The organism is Mesorhizobium sp. M2A.F.Ca.ET.043.02.1.1, from assembly GCF_003952405.1.
Classification (GTDB): domain Bacteria; phylum Pseudomonadota; class Alphaproteobacteria; order Rhizobiales; family Rhizobiaceae; genus Mesorhizobium.
This window is the reverse complement of the sequence record NZ_CP034445.1, coordinates 6574649-6594232: the sequence shown is the minus strand read 5'-3', so window position 1 is coordinate 6594232 and position 19584 is coordinate 6574649. Positions and strand designations below refer to the sequence as shown.

The window sequence follows — 19584 nt, the reverse complement described above, 5'->3', positions numbered from 1 at the left end:
GCAAACAGCAACGCCAAAAGAAATGGGCCACGAATTCTGCGTGGCCCATGATATCGATTTGCCGGGGTCCCGAAGACTTACTTCGGCGTCAGCATTTCGGTGCCGTTGCCGTTCTGGCCGGCGATGGTCCAAAGCCCATGCAGGGAGCCGTCCTTCTCGATCTTGTATACGACGAGGCCGACTTCCTTGCCCATCGCATAGCCGGCGGAAAACGCATTGTCGTTCCGCATGCAGATGCCGTCCGAAGTCGAGCCGCCGGTTTCCCAGTGGATCGTGCAGGTCGTGTCGCTGGTCAGCGTGATGGTTGCCTCGCCACCATATTTCGAACCATCGAAATTGGTGCCGGCGACGGTGTAGGTGCCGCCGATCGACTGAGCGGCGGCCGGCATGGAAGCAATCCCAAGCATTGCAAGTGAAAGCATGATTGTGCGCATGTGCACTCCCCCTTGAGCGAAAATCGCGCTGGAAGGCTAGGCCGGAAAAGGTCGGCGGTAAATCGGGCGGAGGGTGGTGGCGAGCGGTTTATTTCCAGTGTGGGCCGGACGCCTCGTGCAAGCTGCCGGCGATGGTGCCGACCAGCGGGTCGTATTTCGCCTTGAGCGCCGCCGGATACTCGATGAAGACGCTGTGGATCACGTCCTTCCTGCCGAACACGGACCGCCGATAGAAGATCTTGTCGCCCTTCATACCCGACAGCACCGCCCAGTTCTTACCGGCCTTGCCGTAGGTGACTTCTTCACCTGGCTCGGGGCTGGCTTTTTCGTTCTCGACGAGGCTCTTGGGCGTGTCGTCGAGCGCATTGTAGCTGCCGTAACAGGCCACGCTGGCGCCGTCGGCGCTGTGCCACTCCAGGCCGTCGCCGTTTTCGGGCTCGGGCATGCGCTCCGTGAAAATCTGGTCCGGGAAAGTGCACACGGTGCCGAAGCGCGCGTTGACATAGGTGAACGGCTTGGCCAGCGCCGTTGTCGTCAAGAACAGAAGCGCGGCAAACAAGCCGATGCGCCGAAGATTCTGCATGATACCCCCTGGTCGAAGACCAAAGGTGATCCTGCACCAAATCGAAGAAAAAATCAGCCGCCGGTGACGCTCATATGCCGCGAGACCGAGGGACGGCTGGTGCGGCGGTCGATGATGAAATCATGGCCCTTGGGCTTGCGGCCGATGGCCTCGTCGATCGCCGTGTCGAGCAGTTCGTTGCCTTCGGAGGCGCGCAACGGGGCCCTGAGGTCGGCGGCGTCTTCCTGGCCAAGGCACATATAGAGGGTTCCGGTGCAGGTCAGCCGCACGCGGTTGCAGCTTTCGCAGAAATTATGCGTCATCGGCGTGATGAAGCCGAGCCGGCCGCCGGTCTCGGCGACATGGACGTAGCGGGCAGGGCCGCCGGTCTTGTAGGGGATATCGGCGAGCGTGAACTGGCGCTCCAGCGAGGCGCGCAGCATCGACAGCGGCACTGGTCGGTGCGGTCGGCCTCGATCTCGCCCATCGGCATCGTCTCGATGAGGGTGAGGTCCATGCCGCGGCCATGCGCCCAGCGCATCAGCTCGGGGATCTCGGCATCGTTGAAGTCGCGCAGCGCGACCGCATTGAGCTTGATCTTCAGCCCGGCCTTCTGCGCGGCATCGATGCCTTCCATCACCTTGCCGAGGTTGCCCCAGCGCGTGATCTGGTGAAATTTTTCGGCGTCGAGCGTATCGAGCGAGACATTGATGCGTTTGACGCCGCAGTCGGCGAGCTCGGCGGCGAAGCGCGAAAGCTGCGAGCCGTTGGTGGTCAGCGTCAGTTCGTCCAGCGCGCCGCTTTGGAGATGCCGCGACAGCTGGCGTACCAGATGCATGATGTTCTTGCGCACCAGCGGCTCGCCGCCGGTCAGTCTAAGCTTCTTCACGCCCTTTTCGACGAAGACGGTGCAGAGCCGGTCGAGCTCCTCGAGCGACAGCAGATCCTTCTTCGGCAGGAAGGTCATGTTCTCGGCCATGCAATAGGTGCAGCGGAAATCGCAGCGGTCGGTGACCGATACGCGCAGATAGCTGATCGTGCGACCGAAGGGGTCGATCATATCCATTGCAAGCGTTTCCCGTGGCCTGAGCGGCATCGTTATATATGGCTATGTGATACGATCCAATGCCGCATTCAAGATAGAAGGTCTCGGTCTTTGGTAACATTCCCCGACCGACATCGTATGTCGGCTGGCCTCAAGTGGCTTTCCGCATGGCGCGAAGCGGCGTAGGGAAGGGGGCAACCAGAGCATGATGCCGTGAAGCGGTTTTTCGGACGACATCATGCTCTATCTCTTTGACTAGAGACGGATTCAGATTTCAGGTCGATTCGACCAGAAATCATCCGTCTCTAGACAGGACCAGTCATGACCGCGCCAAAGGAACTCAGGGTCTCGAAAGACCGCAAGCTCTTGACCGTGACCTTTCCGGGCCATCAGCCGTTCGAATTGCCGGCGGAGTTTCTGCGCGTGGCTTCGCCATCGGCGGAAGTGCAGGGCCATTCGCCGGAACAGCGGGTGACGGTCCCCGGCAAGCGCAATGTCGCAATCCTCAAGATCGAGCCGGTCGGGAACTACGCGGTGCGCATCACCTTCGACGATTTTCATGACACCGGCATCTTCACCTGGAACTATCTGCATACGCTCGGCCACGAAAAGGATGAGCGCTGGAACGCCTATCTCGCCGAACTGGCCGAGAAGGGGCTGAGCCGAGACCGCTAGTTGTGCGGGTGGCAATCCAATGTCGGCAGCCGGGCTGTCGTCAAGGCGTCATGGACGTGGAGTAGCGCCGGCAAAACGTCAGGAGACGAAGAATGTCGCGCATCACATCGGTCGAACAACTGGAGGCTCTCTACGGCCTGCCGGGCGAGGCCTCGGTCGTCAAGGAACTCGACCATGTGATTCCCGAATATGCCGCCTTCATCGAGGCCTCGCCCTTCGTGGCGCTGGCGACCAGCGGGCCGGAGGGGCTCGACTGCTCGCCGCGCGGCGATCTCGCCGGTTTCGTGCGCCTCGTCGACGACAAGACGCTGATGATGCCGGACAGGCGCGGCAACAACCGCGCCGATTCGCTGAGGAACATCATTCGGGATCCGCGCGTGGGACTGCTCTTCCTTGTGCCGGGCTCGGGCACGACGCTGCGCGTCAACGGCCGCGCCCATATCACGACCGATGCCGGGCTATGCGCCTCCTTCATGGTCGACGGCAAGCCGGCCCGCTCGGTCACCGTCATCGATGTCGCCACGGTCTATTTCCAGTGTGCCCGAGCCATCGTGCGCTCGGAACTCTGGAACCCAGCCAGGCATGTCGACCCGAAGTCGCTGCCGACGCCCGGCCAGATCCTCGAGGTCACCAGCCGCAAGAACATCGACGGCGAAGCCTATGACAAGGAATGGCCTGAAAGAGCCAAAAAGACGATGTGGTAAGCCTGAAAGTCAGGCTTCCTTCAGGACGTCGGCGATCTTGCGCATCTGCTCGCCGATCATGTCGCACTGTTCCGGCGTCGACTGGCTCATCGCCTTCTCGATCAGCGCCATGTGAACTTTCAGCGCCTTCATCAGCAGGGCCTCGCCCGCCTCGGTGAGGTTCAGCCGCAGCACGCGCTTGTCCTTCTCGTCGCCTTCGCGCCGCAGCAGGCCGCGCCCCTCGAGTTGCGGCAACAGCATCGTGATGTTGGAGCGGCCGACCAGGAGCTTGCGGGCAAGGTCGTGCTGCGACATGCCGGGGTGGCGGTAGAGGTTCATCAGCACGTCGAGCTGCGCCGGCTTCAGGTCGAGCGGGGCGAGCTTCACGGCAAGCGTGCGCTCCAGCACATGGCAGGCGCGCGCCACCGCGACCCAGTTGCGAAAACGCGGGTTGTCCCAGGGCAGCTCTTGCTTAATGTTCATGTTTGAACTATCATGTTCATGCTTGAACGAATGGATGGACTGCCAATATGGCATCATTTGGAATGAAGGTCATCCGGGGCGTTTTCGGCGCGGCCGAGCATGTCGCGCCGCGCCTCAGTGGTCGCGCCGCGTTCGAATTGTTTTGCCGGACACCCAGCGTCAAGGCGTTGAGCGACGGCGAACGCCGGGCCGTCGAACGCGCATCAGCCTTCATGGCCGAGGCGCGCCATCACCGGCTGAAGACAAGGACGGATTGCGTGGCCGTGCACGAATTCCGGCCGGAGCCGGGCAGGGAGCCGCGCGGCACCGTGCTCGTCATCCATGGCTGGCGCTCGCGCACCGAATATATGCGGGCCTTGATCGAAGGGTTTCGCGGCGCCGGATACAAGGTCGTCTCGCTCGACCTGCCTGGGCATGGCCATTCGCTCGGCCGCCATCTGAACATGGTGAATGCGGTGGAAGCGGTGCGTGTCACAGGCGAATGGTTCGGTCCCTTTGCCGCCGTGGTCGGCCACTCCTTCGGCGGCGCGGTTGCGGCCAATGCCGTCGCCGCGTCGGTCAAGGGCATGCCGCCGCTCAAGGTGCAGAAGCTGGTCTTGATTGCCGCGCCGAGCTCGCTGCCGGCAATCTTCGACGATTTCAGCCACAGGCTCAATGTCGGGCCGCGCTCTCGCGTTGCGATGGCGGACAGGGTGAAACACCTTTCCGGCCGGCCGCTCAGCGAATTCACCGGCGACCGCCAACTGGCCGAGGCGCCGGTGCCGACGCTGATCATCCACGCACCGGACGATCGCGAGGTCCACGCCGACCATGCCAGGCGTTACGCGGGCGCCGGCGAGCACGTCCACCTGCACTGGGCCGATGGGCTCGGCCACCGCCGCATCCTCGCCGACAGAAATGTCGTTGCACGCGCCGTTGGCTTCGTGACCGAGCAGCGGGAAGCGATCCTGCACTAATCAGCCTATCAGTCCGCCTTCTTCTGCCCCGGCTCGACCGGCAGGCCGGCCGCCTTCCAGGCGGTGTAGCCGCCGAGGATATGTTTGACCGGGGTCAGGCCCATGTCCTGCGCCGTCTTGGTCGCTAAAGCCGAGCGCCAGCCGCCGGCGCAGAAGAAGACGAAGGTCTTTCCCGAGGCGAAGAACGACTTGTGGTAGGGGCTTTCGGGATCGATCCAGAATTCCAGCATGCCGCGCGTCACATGCTTGGCGCCGGGGATCTTGCCGTCGCGCTCGACCTCGCGCGGGTCGCGCAGGTCGACGAAGATCGTGTCGTCATCCTCCAGCAGCCCTGCGGCCTCCTCCGGCGACACGACCTCGATCTCGGCATTCGCCTCGTCAAGCAGCTGGCGATACCCTTTCTTCACGGCAAATCCTCCCGGCCACCTTTGCTGCGATACCGCCAGAATTTCGATCACAAAGCCTGGTGTTTGTCACGCGGGTCAGGCGAGGGCGCCGCCAACGCCTGATTGTTTTCGAGGCCGGGGCGAACGCTGCTCCTGGTCTCACGATGATGTGAAACTGTTCTGCAACAGGGCTTCGAAAATTTATGGAAGCTTAACGAAATCGGTATGAATCGGTATAGTCACGTCATAGATCCGCCATGCGGAGGGCGGGACCGTCCAGCGGCGCGGAACGGGAACCGGCCACAACCGGTGCGGGTGAAGCATGAAAATCCTCGGGAACAAAAAAGCCGTCCTGCCGATCGCGGTCGCGGCGACGCTTGCCTTCGGGCAGCAGCCGGCAAGCGCGCAGGGGCTGTTCGACATGCTGTTCGGCGGCGGCATCCGGCACAACCCGCAAGGCGAATTTCCGCCGCCACCGAAGCCTCGCAAGATAGGTCCGGCAACGCCGGGGGCGGGTGGCGGCGGCGCCCGAATCAGCAGCCCGACCTACAACACCTACCGGGCCGACAAGCTCGTGCGCGTCGACTTCAAGTCGCTGGTGCCTGCGACGCCGCCCGCAACGGCGCAGGATGCCGCCTTCGTGCCGTCAGTGACCAGCACCGCGTTCCGCGATGCCGTTGCCGGCCTGAGCGACTACGAGCTGTTCGCCGAGCCTGACATCGCCAAGGCGCTGATTGCCTATTACTCGGCCAATCCGGATTTCATCTGGGTGCGCGACAACGCCCCCAACAGCAGGGCGCAGGATGCGGTGCGGGTGCTGGGCGAGGCGGCGAGCTACGGTTTGACGCCGGCCGACTACTCCGTCGACATTCCGGCGGCCGCGACTTCCGCCACGCCGGAAGAGCGGACCAGGGAACTGGTTCGGTTCGAGATGGCGCTGTCGGCGCGAGTGCTGCGCTACGCCCATGATGCCCAGAGCGGCCGTGTCGATCCCAACCGGATGACCGGCTACTATGATTTCCCGGCCAAGCCGTTCGATCTGGAAGGCGCGCTGAAGACACTGGCGCATACCCAGGAGGTCCGCACCTATCTGGAGTCGCGGCATCCGCAGAATCCGGAATACCAGGCGCTGCGCGTCGAACTGGAAGCGCTCGAGGCCAGCGAGGAAAACGAGATCGTCGTCGATCCCAAGCTGTTGCTCAAGCCGGGTGAGAGCAGCCCGGAACTGCCCAAGTTGCTGACGCTGATTGCCCGCAATCTTGATGACGAGATGGGCGGCAACTATGGCGAGGTGCTTGCCCGCCTTGGCAAGAGCGAGGTTTACGACCCCGAGCTGGTGCCGGTGATCAAGGCGGTGCAGCAGCGGGAAGGCATGAAGGGCGACGGCGTCATCGGGCCGCGGACGGTGGCTTTGCTGGCCGGCGCTTCGAAGGCCGACAGGATCGAAAAGGTCAAGGTGGCGCTCGAGGAGCTGCGCTGGATGCCGTCCGATCTCGGCAGTCCGCGCGTCTTCATCAACCAGCCCGCCTTCACCGCCAGCTATATCGACAGTGGCCAGGAGAAGCTGAAGACCCGCGTCGTCATCGGCCGGGTTACCAACCAGACCGCCTTCTTCTACGACCAGATCAAGCAGGTCGACTTCCATCCCTATTGGGGCGTGCCGCAGTCGATCATCGTCAACGAGATGCTGCCGAGGCTGCGCAGCGATCCCGGCTATCTCGATCGCGCCGGCTATGAGGTGACGGATTCGCGCGGCAGGCAGATCCCGTCGTCAGAGGTGGACTGGGGCGCCTATGGCTCTAAGATCCCATTCAGCGTGCGCCAGCAGCCGAGCGAGGCCAATGCGCTGGGCGAATTGAAGATACTCTTCCCCAACAAGCACGCCATCTACATGCATGACACGCCGCAGAAGTCCTTCTTCGCGCGCGACATGCGGGCGCTCAGCCATGGCTGCGTCCGGCTGCAGGATCCGCGCGGCATGGCCGCCGCAGTGCTTGGAACCTCTGTCGACGACATTGCCGAGAAGCTGAAGCACGGCCATTCGACCGAGAATGTCACGCGCGTCATTCCGGTCTATGTCGCCTATTTCACCGCCTGGCCTGATATGTCCGGCAAGGTCGAGTATTTCGACGACGTCTATGACCGTGATTCCAAGCTGATGCAGGCGCTGGACGCGACCGAAGCGGTGCGCACGCCGTCAAGCTGAGCGCGGTAACTTCAAGCAATTCCGGGCGGAAGGCTACGGCGATACCGCTCGGCCTGACCGCTTCACACTTTTGCTGGAATTGCTTTGATGAGCGGACGGCGGAAGCCGGCGTCGCGCCCGGCAATCAGCCAATAGATCAGGCCGGCCACGAGGCCGGCGCCCGCTATGATGCCCATGTCGGCCAAGCGTTCGGGATCATCGGCAGCGTCAGGCCAGATCAACATGAAGCCGGCCGCCGCGGCGGTGGCGCCGAAGACCATGTGCAGCCAGAAGCTGCGCAGCGAAAAGAACTCCGCGATCAAGGCGAAGACCAGCGTCTGCATACCCGTCAGGATGATCGTCAGGAAGTAGACAAACATGCCGAGCGGCGGCACGACCAGCACGGCGACGGGGGTGAATTCCATAAGTCCGAAGTAGCCCGGCGCATTGGGCAGCGAGCTCAATATGGCGTAGATCACCACCACCGCGATCAACCCAGCAAGCACCGCGACCAGATAGCCGACGAGCACCATGAGGATGCGCTTCAGGACGTGGCCGATCATTGCCCATGCACCCCCGTGCCCGCAATCAGTGAGGGGCAGTCAGCCACCAAAGTTGTGACGATGCAAGGGGCCGGTTCTTTGCGCGTGGCACAGGAGTGTCCAGCGCCAAGGCACAGTGTGTGAAACCGGGCGGGGGCCTATGTGCTTCAGTAGACGGGGCGGAGCGTAAGGCGGGGAGGCGACGCGGCCTATTTGGGCTCGCCGGTCACCGGGTCGTAGGTGATTTGGACCTTGGCCTTGTCGGTGGTGTAGTAGGTGATGGTGTAGCCGTCGCTATCCCAATCGACCTCCTTCACATAGCGGAAGTCGGTGCGGTGCTCGACCTTGGCAATGATCTCCGACAGCTTCTTGGCATTTTGCGGCGGCAGTGGCTGGTCGTCCGCCGCAAGGGCCGATCCGCCGGCAAGGAAGGCCGCGATACCGGTTGCTAAAACAACAGTGCGCATGAGAGCCCTCAAATCGCGTAATTGGCCAAGTTTCATATGGGCCTGGGTGCCGTCAGAAACCAGCACGCGGGCATGTTGGTTCCGTAGCGTGAAAATAACGCATTGTGAAGCCTGGCTCGACGTGGCCGATCTTCGGCCGTCAGCAGCCAAATCCAACATTGCCTGAGGACAAAAGGGCGCGTGATTCAATGGGTTACGGCACGATGCGGATGTGCCTTCCGGTATAACGAATGACTAACCATGCGTTGGGCAGGGCGTTCGCCATATTAGCTGTTCTTGGTAGAGCTTTCGGAAAGACCCTGATAGAATTCTGGTCATAACAGGGTGGCAACTGCGCGCCGGACCTGCCGGGGATATCCATCGGCAGACGGCGACGCGTTTCTTTTGAGCGCAGGTCGCCTGTTCTGGACTGGAAGCGGGGACTGGGGGCTCGATCATGGCTGAACGGAATTACACCCGTCAGCTTGCGACAATCATTTCGATCGACGCCGTCGGATTCTCGAGGCTGATGGGCATCGACGACGAGCTCGCCGTTGCCGCGTTCGAGGAGAGGCGCGACATCATCGCCGGCAGTTGCGGCGCATTTGGCGGGCGCACATTCGGCGATGCCGGCGACAGCATCATGGCCGAATTCGGCAATCCGATCGAAGCCTTGCGGGCCGCCTTCGACTTCCAGGCGCGGATCGCAGCGCTGAATGCCGCGGTTGCCGAGGACATGCGCATGCCGTTTCGCGCCGGTATCAATACCGGCGATGTGATTGTCCGTGAGGGCCGTCTCTACGGCGACGACGTGAACATCGCCGCCCGGCTTCAGGAATTCGCGCCTCACGACGGCGTCGCCATCTCGGCGACGACCTGGCACCATGTGAAGGACAAGACAGCAGCGGTCTTTACCGATCTCGGCGAGTTCAGCCTGAAGAACATCGCTCTGCCGGTGCGGGTCCTGATCGCGGGCCGCGGCGGCAACGGGCCTGCCACGCCGGCCTCCTTCGCTTCTATCCCGGCCGCGCCCGGCCATTACAAACCCGTCCCCAAGGGACCACCGGCAATCGCGGTGCTGCCGTTCCAGGGCAATGGAAGCGAACCGGACGTCGGCTATATGGCCGACGGCATTGCCGAGGACATCATCTACGGTCTTTCCAACACGCGCTGGCTTTCGGTCATCGCAAAGGGATCCAGCTTTCAGTTTCGCGACGACAGCCTGGGCACAAGGCTAATCGGCAATGCGCTTGGCGCGCGCTACATCGTCAGCGGCACGCTGGCGCGCCACGACAGGCATATCCGTCTCAACGCATCGCTTACAGACACGTCGAACGGGCGCCTGGTCTGGTCGCAACGCTTCGACCGCGATCTCGTCGACATCTTCAGGCTGCGCGACCAGGTCGGCAGCGAGATCGTTTCCATCCTCGACAAGGAGGTCGATCGCGCCGAGCAGGCGCGTACGTTCCAGGTGCCGTGGGAGAGCCTTGAGACTTGGCAATTGGTCAGGCGCGGCCGCTGGCACATGAACAGGCGCACACGCCGCGACACCGACATCGCGCTCGACTTCTTCGACAGAGCCTACCGGGACGATCCGAACTCGAGCGCCGTGCTCAACGAACTGGCCTGGTGGTATTTCTGGCGGGCCTGGCTGCGTTTCGGCGACAGCGACGACCTGGAAAAGGTAGAGGAGCTTGCGCGCAAGGCGCTGCTGATGGACAGCCTCGATGCACGCCCGCATGCCTATCTCGGCGCGGCCGACATCATGCGCGGCCTGCCGGCATTGGCGGCCGAGCACCTTGCCGAGGCGATCCACATCAATCCGAGCTTCGCCTTCGCCCGCTCGGCCATGGGCAGCGCGCAACTTTTGCTTGGCGACGCGGCCGGCGCGATCCCGTTCTTTCTCGATACCGAGCGGTTGAGCCCGTTCGACCTCTATCGCTTCCACAATCTGGGTGAACTGGCCGCCGCCTATTGCTTCGTCGAGGACTGGCCGGCCGCGATCGCCACAGCCGAGCGCTCGCTCAACCTGTCGCCAAGTTACTTCTACGCCAGGTTCCTGAAGATAGGCGCCCTGATCAGAAGCGGCAGGCATGACGAGGCAGAGCGCGAGCTTGCGATTTTCATGACCCGGCATCCTGACTTTTCCGAGCAGAGGATACGCTGGATACCGTTCGTTGACCCGGCCAAGAACAATTTCCTGATCGCCAATTTCGATCGGGCCAAGTCAGCCGCATGATTGCCGGGCCGACAACAGATGACTGTGAACGAATTCACATACGCCGGACCGATGCAAACCTAGGCCAGATGGTGCCGGCATCGCATTGACGTGGACAGCCGGGGGGCTTGAACGCGCATGATCACATTGAAGTACTTCTCCGCGGTCCGGGCCGCCCAGAAGAGCCAGCGTCCCGTCGCCGAAATGCCGCCGTTCGACATCTATCGACTGCGTTCCAAGGGCGGCATTGCCGCGCGCATCGCCGGCTTTCTTCTCGGCGATCCGCGCTGGCTGCTGGCGCTGCTGCGCCGCTTCTGGCCGAATCCCGGCTTCGGCAATTTCCTGCTCGTCACCAAGGGCGCGGATGTGCGCGACATATTGGAGCGCGGCGACGAGTTCGAGACGCCTTACGGGCCGGAAATGGCCGAGTTGGCCCGGGGCTCGAATTTCATTCTCGGCATGCAGGACGGCGCCGCATACCGGCAGATGAAATCGGCCGTGCTGAGCGCGTTCCCGCCGGCGGAGGTCGAAGCAACCGTCAGGCCGATCGCCGAGCGCCATTCGCGCGAGATCATGACCCGCGCCAGCCCCGGCTTCGATGCCATTGCAGGCTTGATGAAGATCGTTCCGGTGCGCATCTGCCGCGATTATTTCGGCCTTCAGATCGATGATGAGACCGAATTCGCCGACTGGTCGATCGCGCTCAGCGCGCTGTTCTTTTCCGATCCGACGGCAAATCCCACCACGCGCCAGCTTGCCGTGGTCGGGGGAGATCGCCTGATCAAAATTATCGACCGCTCGATCGCCGCGGTCCGGGAAAAGGCGAACAAGGATGACAGGCCGCTGGCTCGCTTGGTCGCGCTGATGGACCAGGGACGCCTGTCGCTGCCCGACATTCATTCCATCATGCTCGGCATGGTCGCCGGCTTCGTGCCGACCAATGTGCTTGCCGGCAGCAATTGCCTGGATGTGATCCTGTCGCGAACCGATGCACGGCAGGCCGTGGATGAGGCCCTCGGCGCCGGCGATACCGGCAAGCTCGACCGGGCGATCATGGAAGCCATGCGCTTCAAGCCGATCTGGATCGGACCCTGGCGCTACACCAGGCGTGACGCGGTCATCGGCAAGGGTACCCGCCGGGAGCGCGTGGTCAAAGCCGGAACGGTCGTCATGCCGGCGACGCTCTCGGCGATGTTCGATCCGGAGATCGTGCAGCGGCCGAACGCGTTCGACACCTCGCGCCCGCATCGCGACTACATGGTTTTCGGTTACGGCATCCATCTGTGCATCGGCGCGGAAATCGCCCGCATTCAGATCGGGGAATGCATCCGCGCCCTGTTCAGCAAGCCGAAGCTGACCCGCGCGCGGGGCAGGGCTGGCAAGATGGTCAGTGTCGGCGCCTACCCGGCGAGCCTCAAGGTCGATTTCGAGCGCTCGCCGCTTTGCCGCACCGCCGAGCAGTCGATGGTGACCGTGGTCTGCCCGATCACCCGACCGATGCCGCTCGATGCGGTGCGCGACAACGTCGCGGATCTCGGCAATCCGGCGATCGGCGAAATCAGCGCCGCGCTCGACAAGGTTGGCACCATTCATTTCACCAGCCTGGCCGTCGCTCCCACCGGCAAGGACGAAAAATCGGGGGCCGAGACCGGCGCGCTGGTGTTGGAAATCTCGGGCGACGGCAGCACCGACGATGTCATTGCCGCCATAGCGCAAGCGATCGGTCACCGGCTGAGGCCGATTTTCAGGGATGTCTGCGGCCTCCCGGACGGCGGTTCGCTGGAAGACTTCCTGAAGAGGAAGCACATCGAGATATCGCCGTCTTTCGGCAGCGCCGCCGGGCTGGTTTTCTCCGGCACGCCGGGACATTCCGTGCGGCGGATCCTGGCCGAGGCCAAGCTCGCCGACAGCGTGCGTGAGATCGTCGAAAAGCCGCGCGCGGGCACCGGCAATGCGATGGATGTGCTTGCCGAGGCGCGTCGCCATGTCCAGTGCCTCGGGCAATTCGGCTGGGCATTCGAGCCCGCCGAAAGCCTGCTGGAAAGACCGCCCGGCCACTGGTCGCGCGCGCTGACGACGACGCTGCTGACGCCTGCTATGTTCGCCACCGTCGCGATCGTCATTCTGGCCTTCTGGCGCATGACTTATGTGCTCGTGTTCGGAAACCCGCATGGGGTCACCTTCACCAACATCGCGATTGCGGGAACCTCGCTTCTGCTTTCAGTCCTCGGTCTGCTGGCCATTCTCGCCCTGTTCGTCGGGTTTTGCTTCCTGGCGTTGCGGCGGCTCGAGGACAAGGACCAGCCGGCGAGCACGCCGGTCGAGATCGGAGCGCTCGAAAAGATCCTCGCCCATGAGGACCACACCGCGCAGAACAATCTGACGGCGATCTCGACGATGAAGGTGGGCATCTTGCGGCGGCTGGCGCTGCGGCTCTCCTTCTACCTGATCTCGATATCGGCGCAGAAGGTGTTCAGGCCAGGCTTCCTCGCCACCATCAACACCATTCATTTCGCCCGCTGGGTGCTGTTGCCCGGCACCAACAGGCTGATGTTCTTCTCCAATTACGGAGGCAGTTGGGAAAGCTATCTCGAGGACTTCATCGCCAAGGCCTCGGCCGGCTTGACCGGTGTGTGGAGCAACACTGACGGCTATCCGCGCACGCGCTGGCTGTTCCTGGACGGCGCGCGCGACGGCGATCGCTTCAAGCGCTGGGCGCGGCGCCAGCAGGTGCCGACGCTGTTCTGGTACACCGCCTATCCGCGCCTCAACACCACGCGTATCCGCATCAACTCCAGGATCAGGCGCGGCATCGCCTCGGCTACCGGCAACGAGGCGCGCGACTGGCTGAGCCTTTTCGGTTCCCTGCCGCGACCGCAAGCGCGGCCTGCGGACGCGACCAGCTTGCCAGAGCCTCCGTCCTCGCCCCTCGAAGCGCTGGAATCCGGCGAAATCCAGTCGATCTTCTTCGGGCCGTTCGGCGCGCTCGGCGACGCGCATATGCTTGCGATCCAGGTGCCGGACGGCCTGCCGGCGGCGAAGCGCAAGGCGTGGCTCGACTTCGTCATCGGCAAAACCAGCTTCGGCGACGGGGTGCCCGCGGGCCGCGCTATGACGGTGGCGTTCGGCCCCAACGGACTGCGCCGGCTTGGGCTTGAAGGCGGCGTCGACGACGAACCGCTGGACACGTTCCCGGTCGCCTTCCGGCAAGGCATGGGCACGCCCGAGCGCAGCCGCATCCTTAACGACACCGGCCCCGACGCGCCCGACAAATGGCAGTGGGGGTCTTCCGCCAAGCCCGTCGATGCCATCATCGTCTGCTATGCCGAGACGCCGGCCTCGCTGAAGGCCGAGATCATGGCCATGGAGCGACAGACGGCAGGCGCCGGGATGTCGGTGACCGCCGAACTGCCGCTGAAGGTGAAGCGCGAAGGCAAGCGGGCGGTCGAGCATTTCGGCTTCGTCGACGGCATCTCGCAACCGATCGTTCGGGGTACGGCGCGCGCCGCCAAGGGAGCCGCGCCCATGCATCTGCTCGCACCGGGCGAGTTCCTGTTCGGTTATCGCGACGAGCATGGCTTCTACCCGTCGTCGCCGTCGGTCGAGGCGGCGCTGGACCGCGCCGGCATCCTGTCGCAGGTGCGGCGCAACCGCCAGATACCCGGGCAACCGCCTCCGCCGCGCGATTTCGGCCGCAACGGCACGTTCCTCGTCATGCGCCAGTTCGAGCAGCATGTCGAATTGTTCGACGATTATTGCAGGCGGGCGGCGACGCAGGCCGCAAATGAGACCGGCGATCCCGCCGTCGATCAACGCTGGGTGGCCGCGAAGATGCTCGGCCGCTGGCAGGACGGCAGCTCGCTCGTGCGCAATCCGAACGGGCGGCCGGGCCGCGGCGTCGACAATGATTTCGCGCTCGGCGCCGAGGATCCGCAGGGGCACGCCTGTCCACTCGGCTCCCACATACGCCGTTCCAACCCGCGCGATTCACTCGGCGAGGACCGCGAGACGCAGATCAGCATCGGCAAGCGCCATCGCATCCTGCGCGTCGGCCGCACCTACGAGAAAAAGGACAGAAGCGGGAAGACAGAGAAGGGACTGCTCTTCATGTGTCTCAACGCCGATATCGAGCGCCAATACGAGTTCATCCAGCAGACCTGGATCTCGTCGAACTCGTTCCAGGGTCTTGTCGGGGAGACGGATCCGACGATCGGGGCAAGGGGCGGCGGCGGCCGGTTCTCGATCCCGTCCTGGGAAAAGGTCACCGTGCTCAAGGATGTGCCGAAGTTCGTCACCACGAAAGGCGGCGGCTATTTCTTCATGCCGAGTCGCTCGGCGCTGCGCTACATGATCTCGCGGTTGTGATCAGGGGCGCTTAGGCTGTCTGCTGCTTGGGCGAAGTCGCCGAGCCTGCTCAGTCGTCGTCCTGCGATTCGGCGATATGGTTCAGCGCGGCGGCGTTGATGATGCGCAGGCCGCCGCGCTTGATGGCGATCATCTGCCGGTTGCGCCAGTCGTTGAGCGTCTTGTTGACGGATTCGCGCGTCGCGCCGAGGAATTCGCCGAGCTCGGATTGCGAAATCGGAATCCAACCGGCGGAGTCGGCCATGACCCCGCTCAGGAACACCAGCCGCTTCGCCAGCCGGGCCTCGATGCCGAAAAAGGCTTGGTCGCCCAACTCGCCGCTGACCCAGCGCAGCCGCGTGCACAGCAATTCGATCATCGCTCGCGCGAGAGACGGGTTTTTCTCAATGCGGTCAAAGAGTTGTGTCCGGCTCAGCGAAACCAGCTCGCATGCCGTGAGACAGCTGGCGGTGGCCGTGCGCGGGCGTCCGTCCAGTGCCCCGATCTCGCCGACAAGGCTGCGCGACAGCTCGATATTGGCCACCAGCTTCTGCCCGCCCGGCGAATAGATCGAGATCTCGACCGTGCCGCTTATCACACCATAGATGCGATCGGAGGCATCCTCTTGGACGAACAAATGCTGGCCGGCGGCGTAGCGCTCCAGCTTGCAGCCGCCGAACAGCAGGTCGAAGTGGCGCGGATCGATGCGCGCCAGGCGCGGCAGGTTGCTGTCGTCCGCGCCGTTTGTAGCCATGATACGATTCCGCCTCTGGTTAGACGGAAATTGTAGGATAAGTGCGTGCTCGATCAAAGCGTCGTCTCCTTCTACGGTGACTCTCCGAATTCGGCGGGTGGCTGACAGACGTTCCAATGTCATGCCCGACACGTCGAAACCGGATAAGCCGGCAACTGTAAGGAGACCGGGCGCACTGGCGGTTACGGACCGATCCTTCGAGAACGCCGTCCGCCCGCTTGGGTGGGAGGTGCCCAGCGCGCAGACAGCAAATCTGAAAATGGCTAGGTGATCAAATTCCTTCCTGCGAAACCGCATCCAGTCCGGAGGCCGTCTTCGGGATCTGCAGGTCAGCCAAGCCGTTGGCGCCCCCGTTACGATATCTGCGCGCAAACCCTGTCTGACGTATGTGAAGGTGGTCACAGATACGCCAATGGGCCTGATTGCGAAAAATCGAAAACCGATCTATGGAGCGATCGGCCGGATTGAGGGCGGCCAGTCAACACATTGCACAAGGTCGCCCCATGCCCGATGCCTTCTCTCGCGTCATCGCCTTCCTTGCCGTGGTCACGGCCCTTTTGTTTGCCGGGCTGCACTTCCACCAGGGCCACATCATCGCCACGCTCTATTTCATGACCGGCGCAGTCCTGGTGACGGCGGTAACGCGCATGAATGTGAGACGGGGGCTGATTTAGGCGCCTGCGGCATTCGTGTCCGGCAACGTCAAGGCGTCATGACGACGCCGATGTCATTGCGGAGACGTCCATCCACATCGCGCCCACGGCATGACCATCGGGGTCGGCAAGGTCGCGAGTGTACATGAACCCATGATCTTCGACCGGATTGATGTCGGCCGTGCCGCCGTTAGCGGCCGCAGCGGCGGCCATTGCGTCGACGGCGTCGCGGCTGTCCAGAGAGAGCGCCAACATCACCTCGCTCGACGTTGATGGCGGGATCGGGCGCGTCGTCATCATCTGCCATTTTTCCCGGCTGAGCAGTATGAAGTTGATCTCTTCACTCCATACCATCCAGGCCGCGGCCTCATCGGGAAACTCAGGATTGTTCTTAAAACCAAGGGATTCGTAGAAAGCCCTGGACGCCTTCACGTCGGTAACTGGCAGGCTCACAAAGATCTTCTTGCTCATCGGTCATTCCTTCGTTGTCGAGATACCGGTCCCGGTGCCTCTTTGAAGACGCTTGACCGTCCGCCGAACCGACATGGCATCTTCACTTTTTGAATTAACGGCTCCGCGCTTCGCGCCGACGGCCACCACTCAAACGATGCGGGGAGAACCTGGAACCTCGGCGTTCATCCAGTCCGGATTCTGCACTGAGCCGAGGTCAAAAAATCGCTGCGCGACAGTTGCGCTCCGGAGACATTCTCAAGAAATTGCTTGGAAGCTAAATCATCTAACCATTTCGGGAGGTTAGATGGTGGGCGATGCAGGGATTGAACCTGCGACCCCACCCGTGTGAAGGGTGTGCTCTCCCGCTGAGCTAATCGCCCGCCTGTGGCCCGAAGGCCGAAGCGAGCCGCGATATAAGGTAGGCGGGCGCGTGAAGTCAAGGCGATGTGCCGAGGTTATTCCGCGGTTTGATTTCTCTGATTTTCCGTCGTCGGGATTTGGCGCCGGCTCAGCGCGCCGCTGCGATCAGCCGTTCCGCCAGGTCCGGCGTCAGCGTGTCGAAATGCGAGATCACCAGGGTTGGTTCGAATTCGCTCACATGACGGTCGGTGTAGCCGAAATCGACCGCGACCACCGGAATTCCGGCTGCCTTGGCGGTGTCGATGTCGGTCTGCGAATCGCCGACCATCACGGCGCTGCTCGGATCGCCGCCGGCCAGCCGGATGGTCTCGGTGAGATGGCGCGGGTCGGGCTTGCGGAAAGCAAACGTATCCTGGCCGCAGATCGCGGCAAAATAGTCCGACATGCCAAGCGCGCCGATCAGCGTCGCGGAATTGGCTTCGTATTTGTTGGTGCAGACGGCCATCAGGTATCCGGCGGCCTGGAAACGGTCGAGCGCCGCGATCACGCCAGGGTAGGGGCGCGACTTGCCGGGGATGTTCAGCGTGTAATGGTCGAGGAAGAGCTTCAGCAGCCGGTCGTGCTCTTCGGCCATCAGCGCCTTGTTCTGCGCGGCATGCGCGCGTTCGATCATGACGCGGCCGCCATGGCCGACGAAGCGCCTGAAGCCGGCTTCGTCGACAGCGGCCAGATCACTCGCCGCCAGGCTGTGATTGAGGCTGTCGAGCAAGTCGGGCGCCGTGTCGACCAGCGTGCCGTCGAGGTCGAAGACAATGATCGGGCGGGTCATGGGCGGTCCTGCGAAATTCTCGTTGCTGCAGCCGATACAGGCTGGCCAGGGTTCAAGCAAGAAGCCTCGATCGGTCCACAGAGCCTTTGACGAGGGAGCCTTTGACGGGACAGGCAAAAATGCTAGGAGGCGCGCGAAACCGGCGAAATCAGGGCTCCCCATGGATGCAAGGCAGTTGAAGTTCGAAGCCGCGCGGGCAGCGCTCGCCCATGTCGGCGACGGCATGCGGCTTGGCATCGGCACCGGCACCACGGCGGACGAGTTCGTGCGGCTGCTGGCCGAGAAGGTTGCGACCGGCCTCAAGATCATCGGTGTGCCGACTTCCGAGCGCACCGCGGCGCTCTGTCGCGAGCTGGGTGTGCCGCTGTCCACGCTCGAAGACACGCCGGAACTCGACCTTACCATCGACGGCGCCGACGAAATCGATCCGGACCTGATGTTGATCAAGGGCGGCGGCGGCGCGCTGCTGCGCGAGAAGATCGTCGCGGCCGCATCCGGGCGCATGATCGTGATCGCCGACAAGTCCAAGCTGGTCGGGACTCTCGGCCGCTTCCCGCTGCCGATCGAGGTCAACCAATTCGGCCTGCGCGCCACCGAGATCGCGGTTCGCGCCGCCGCGGCGAAGCTCGGCCTTTCCGGCCCGGTTACATTGAGGATGACGGGAAGCCAGCCATTTGTTACAGACGGCGGCCACTTTATCCTCGATGCATCTTTTGGCCGCATTCCGGATACAAGAGCGCTTTCGAATGCTCTCTTCGCCATTCCAGGCGTTGTCGAGCACGGTCTATTCATCGGGCTGGCGTCAACGGCCATCATCGCCGGCGGCGACGGTATCGAAACCGTCCATGTCGCCCGAAAACCAGGGAGTTCTATCGACCATGATGTTGCATAAACGGGTTCGCCGCCTTTCGATGTTTCTGGCGGCCTCGGCCGTCCTCGCGCTGTCCTCGCCGGTGTTTGCGCAGGATGTCAGCGAGTCGCACCTGAAGGCCGCGCGCGCGGCCGTCGCTGCGATCCATGCCACGGACTCGTTCGACAACATTCTGCCGCAGGCCGCTGCCGCGCTGGAGTCGCAGCTCATCCAGAAGAACCCCGACATGCAGGAATTGATCGGCAAGACCGTGACCGAGAAGGCGCTCGGCATGGCATCGCGGCGCGCCGACCTCGAAAAGGAAGCAGCGCTTGCCTATGCCAAGGTGTTTTCCGAGAAGGAGCTCAACGACATCGCCGCCTTCTACAGCTCCGATTCCGGAAAGAAGCTGCTGGACAGCGGCCCCGCGGTGACGCGTGACCTCGTGAAGGCTGCCGACATCTGGCAGAACGGCGTTGCCCGCGACCTCGCCCAGCAGGTAGGCGAGACGCTCGCCGCCGCCGCCAAGGCCGCGGCGCCGGCAGCGCCGGCTCCCGACGCCGCCGCGCCGGCCGACAATTCCGCTCCGGCCGATGGCTCGGCGCCCGCCGACAATTCCGCGAACTGATCGGCTTCAATTCGGCCGTCGGCCGCTGGACCACAAAGCCCGGCTTTGCCCGGGCTTTTCTTTTGCCGCTTGGCAGCCTACCTGTGACCCGTCTTTCT

At 63.2% G+C, this 19584-nt stretch carries 18 protein-coding genes, 1 tRNA gene and 1 pseudogene; 9 read left to right on the top strand and 11 right to left on the bottom strand.

All coding sequences use genetic code 11. The features are described from left to right. Window positions 1-77 precede the first annotated feature (77 nt). From EJ068_RS31905 to moaA, 3 genes and pseudogenes are all read right to left on the bottom strand, one after another. Window positions 78-434, bottom strand: coding sequence for a hypothetical protein (locus tag EJ068_RS31905; RefSeq protein ID WP_129554979.1), 357 nt, complete (start codon window positions 432-434; stop codon window positions 78-80). Between the two features lie 88 nt (window positions 435-522). Beyond that, on the bottom strand, window positions 523-1017 hold the full coding sequence (locus tag EJ068_RS31900; protein WP_127250596.1) for a hypothetical protein: 495 nt from the start codon (window positions 1015-1017) through the stop codon (window positions 523-525). Between the two features lie 53 nt (window positions 1018-1070). Then, window positions 1071-2062: pseudogene (moaA, locus tag EJ068_RS31895) on the bottom strand (GTP 3',8-cyclase MoaA). Between the two features lie 300 nt (window positions 2063-2362). Here moaA and EJ068_RS31890 point away from each other — a divergent pair. Then, window positions 2363-2716, top strand: a complete 354-nt coding sequence (locus tag EJ068_RS31890; RefSeq protein WP_040982795.1) for a DUF971 domain-containing protein — start codon at window positions 2363-2365, stop codon at window positions 2714-2716. A gap of 92 nt (window positions 2717-2808) precedes the next feature. Then, complete coding sequence (locus EJ068_RS31885; protein WP_127250599.1) at window positions 2809-3420, top strand: pyridoxamine 5'-phosphate oxidase family protein; 612 nt, start codon at window positions 2809-2811, stop codon at window positions 3418-3420. Between the two features lie 9 nt (window positions 3421-3429). Here the strand turns inward: EJ068_RS31885 and EJ068_RS31880 are convergent, their stop codons facing one another. Next, window positions 3430-3882 carry a MarR family transcriptional regulator gene (locus EJ068_RS31880; RefSeq protein WP_042642392.1) on the bottom strand — a complete coding sequence of 151 codons (453 nt, stop codon included), beginning with the start codon at window positions 3880-3882 and terminating at the stop codon, window positions 3430-3432. A gap of 47 nt (window positions 3883-3929) precedes the next feature. Here EJ068_RS31880 and EJ068_RS31875 point away from each other — a divergent pair, with 47 nt between their 5' ends. Further along, the gene (locus tag EJ068_RS31875) at window positions 3930-4838 is read left to right on the top strand and encodes an alpha/beta fold hydrolase (RefSeq protein WP_127386328.1); all 909 of its coding nucleotides are present in this window, start codon (window positions 3930-3932) and stop codon (window positions 4836-4838) included. A gap of 8 nt (window positions 4839-4846) precedes the next feature. Here the strand turns inward: EJ068_RS31875 and EJ068_RS31870 are convergent, their stop codons facing one another. Next, window positions 4847-5245, bottom strand: coding sequence for a rhodanese-like domain-containing protein (locus EJ068_RS31870; protein ID WP_127252633.1), 399 nt, complete (start codon window positions 5243-5245; stop codon window positions 4847-4849). A gap of 301 nt (window positions 5246-5546) precedes the next feature. On the opposite strand from EJ068_RS31870, the gene EJ068_RS31865 reads away from it, so the two are divergent. Then, a complete protein-coding gene (locus EJ068_RS31865) occupies window positions 5547-7430 on the top strand; it encodes a murein L,D-transpeptidase (RefSeq protein WP_127252632.1) in 1884 nt (627 codons plus the stop codon). Window positions 7431-7492: 62 nt separating this feature from the next. Here the strand turns inward: EJ068_RS31865 and EJ068_RS31860 are convergent, their stop codons facing one another. Together EJ068_RS31860 and EJ068_RS31855 are read right to left on the bottom strand one after the other, a co-directional pair. After that, window positions 7493-7972, bottom strand: coding sequence for a hypothetical protein (locus EJ068_RS31860; protein ID WP_129554978.1), 480 nt, complete (start codon window positions 7970-7972; stop codon window positions 7493-7495). 188 nt (window positions 7973-8160) lie between these two features. Then, the gene (locus EJ068_RS31855) at window positions 8161-8418 is read right to left on the bottom strand and encodes a PepSY domain-containing protein (RefSeq protein WP_126060940.1); all 258 of its coding nucleotides are present in this window, start codon (window positions 8416-8418) and stop codon (window positions 8161-8163) included. A gap of 436 nt (window positions 8419-8854) precedes the next feature. Between EJ068_RS31855 and EJ068_RS31850 the strand changes: the two genes are divergently transcribed. Then, the gene (locus EJ068_RS31850) at window positions 8855-10636 is read left to right on the top strand and encodes an adenylate/guanylate cyclase domain-containing protein (RefSeq protein ID WP_127252630.1); all 1782 of its coding nucleotides are present in this window, start codon (window positions 8855-8857) and stop codon (window positions 10634-10636) included. A gap of 117 nt (window positions 10637-10753) precedes the next feature. Then, complete coding sequence (locus EJ068_RS31845) at window positions 10754-14980, top strand: cytochrome P450 (RefSeq protein WP_127252629.1); 4227 nt, start codon at window positions 10754-10756, stop codon at window positions 14978-14980. Between the two features lie 49 nt (window positions 14981-15029). Here the strand turns inward: EJ068_RS31845 and EJ068_RS31840 are convergent, their stop codons facing one another. Beyond that, window positions 15030-15713: a Crp/Fnr family transcriptional regulator gene (locus tag EJ068_RS31840; protein ID WP_126064666.1), complete on the bottom strand. Its 684-nt coding sequence runs from the start codon at window positions 15711-15713 to the stop codon at window positions 15030-15032. Between the two features lie 503 nt (window positions 15714-16216). Between EJ068_RS31840 and EJ068_RS32910 the strand changes: the two genes are divergently transcribed. Further along, the gene (locus EJ068_RS32910; protein WP_167449170.1) at window positions 16217-16387 is read left to right on the top strand and encodes a hypothetical protein; all 171 of its coding nucleotides are present in this window, start codon (window positions 16217-16219) and stop codon (window positions 16385-16387) included. A gap of 36 nt (window positions 16388-16423) precedes the next feature. On the opposite strand, the gene EJ068_RS31835 is transcribed toward EJ068_RS32910, so the two are convergent. From EJ068_RS31835 to EJ068_RS31825, 3 genes are all read right to left on the bottom strand, one after another. Further along, window positions 16424-16837 carry a VOC family protein gene (locus EJ068_RS31835; protein WP_129554977.1) on the bottom strand — a complete coding sequence of 138 codons (414 nt, stop codon included), beginning with the start codon at window positions 16835-16837 and terminating at the stop codon, window positions 16424-16426. Window positions 16838-17124: 287 nt separating this feature from the next. Next, window positions 17125-17199: transfer RNA gene (locus EJ068_RS31830), tRNA-Val, on the bottom strand. Between the two features lie 128 nt (window positions 17200-17327). Then, the gene (locus EJ068_RS31825) at window positions 17328-18008 is read right to left on the bottom strand and encodes a phosphoglycolate phosphatase (RefSeq protein WP_126082720.1); all 681 of its coding nucleotides are present in this window, start codon (window positions 18006-18008) and stop codon (window positions 17328-17330) included. A 160-nt stretch (window positions 18009-18168) separates the two neighbouring features. Here EJ068_RS31825 and rpiA point away from each other — a divergent pair, with 160 nt between their 5' ends. Continuing rightward, on the top strand, window positions 18169-18900 hold the full coding sequence (gene rpiA, locus EJ068_RS31820; RefSeq protein WP_127252627.1) for a ribose-5-phosphate isomerase RpiA: 732 nt from the start codon (window positions 18169-18171) through the stop codon (window positions 18898-18900). Next, the gene (locus tag EJ068_RS31815; RefSeq protein WP_127386424.1) at window positions 18887-19486 is read left to right on the top strand and encodes a DUF2059 domain-containing protein; all 600 of its coding nucleotides are present in this window, start codon (window positions 18887-18889) and stop codon (window positions 19484-19486) included. The genes rpiA and EJ068_RS31815 overlap by 14 nt, the downstream gene beginning before the upstream one ends. Window positions 19487-19584 lie beyond the last annotated feature (98 nt).

Bases quoted from the DNA above. Each gene is read 5' to 3' on its own strand.
- EJ068_RS31855 (WP_126060940.1), bottom strand. From the start codon at position 8,418: ATGCGCACTGTTGTTTTAGCAACCGGTATCGCGGCCTTCCTTGCCGGC.
- EJ068_RS31865 (WP_127252632.1), top strand. From the start codon at position 5,547: ATGAAAATCCTCGGGAACAAAAAAGCCGTCCTGCCGATCGCGGTCGCG.
- EJ068_RS31840 (WP_126064666.1), bottom strand. From the start codon at position 15,713: ATGGCTACAAACGGCGCGGACGACAGCAACCTGCCGCGCCTGGCGCGC.
- EJ068_RS31850 (WP_127252630.1), top strand. From the start codon at position 8,855: ATGGCTGAACGGAATTACACCCGTCAGCTTGCGACAATCATTTCGATC.
- rpiA (WP_127252627.1), top strand. From the start codon at position 18,169: ATGGATGCAAGGCAGTTGAAGTTCGAAGCCGCGCGGGCAGCGCTCGCC.
- EJ068_RS31835 (WP_129554977.1), bottom strand. From the start codon at position 16,837: ATGAGCAAGAAGATCTTTGTGAGCCTGCCAGTTACCGACGTGAAGGCG.
- EJ068_RS31825 (WP_126082720.1), bottom strand. From the start codon at position 18,008: ATGACCCGCCCGATCATTGTCTTCGACCTCGACGGCACGCTGGTCGAC.
- EJ068_RS31875 (WP_127386328.1), top strand. From the start codon at position 3,930: ATGGCATCATTTGGAATGAAGGTCATCCGGGGCGTTTTCGGCGCGGCC.
- EJ068_RS31905 (WP_129554979.1), bottom strand. From the start codon at position 434: ATGCGCACAATCATGCTTTCACTTGCAATGCTTGGGATTGCTTCCATG.
- EJ068_RS31845 (WP_127252629.1), top strand. From the start codon at position 10,754: ATGATCACATTGAAGTACTTCTCCGCGGTCCGGGCCGCCCAGAAGAGC.
- EJ068_RS31880 (WP_042642392.1), bottom strand. From the start codon at position 3,882: ATGAACATTAAGCAAGAGCTGCCCTGGGACAACCCGCGTTTTCGCAAC.
- EJ068_RS31860 (WP_129554978.1), bottom strand. From the start codon at position 7,972: ATGATCGGCCACGTCCTGAAGCGCATCCTCATGGTGCTCGTCGGCTAT.
- EJ068_RS31900 (WP_127250596.1), bottom strand. From the start codon at position 1,017: ATGCAGAATCTTCGGCGCATCGGCTTGTTTGCCGCGCTTCTGTTCTTG.
- EJ068_RS31890 (WP_040982795.1), top strand. From the start codon at position 2,363: ATGACCGCGCCAAAGGAACTCAGGGTCTCGAAAGACCGCAAGCTCTTG.
- EJ068_RS31815 (WP_127386424.1), top strand. From the start codon at position 18,887: ATGATGTTGCATAAACGGGTTCGCCGCCTTTCGATGTTTCTGGCGGCC.
- EJ068_RS31885 (WP_127250599.1), top strand. From the start codon at position 2,809: ATGTCGCGCATCACATCGGTCGAACAACTGGAGGCTCTCTACGGCCTG.
- EJ068_RS32910 (WP_167449170.1), top strand. From the start codon at position 16,217: ATGCCCGATGCCTTCTCTCGCGTCATCGCCTTCCTTGCCGTGGTCACG.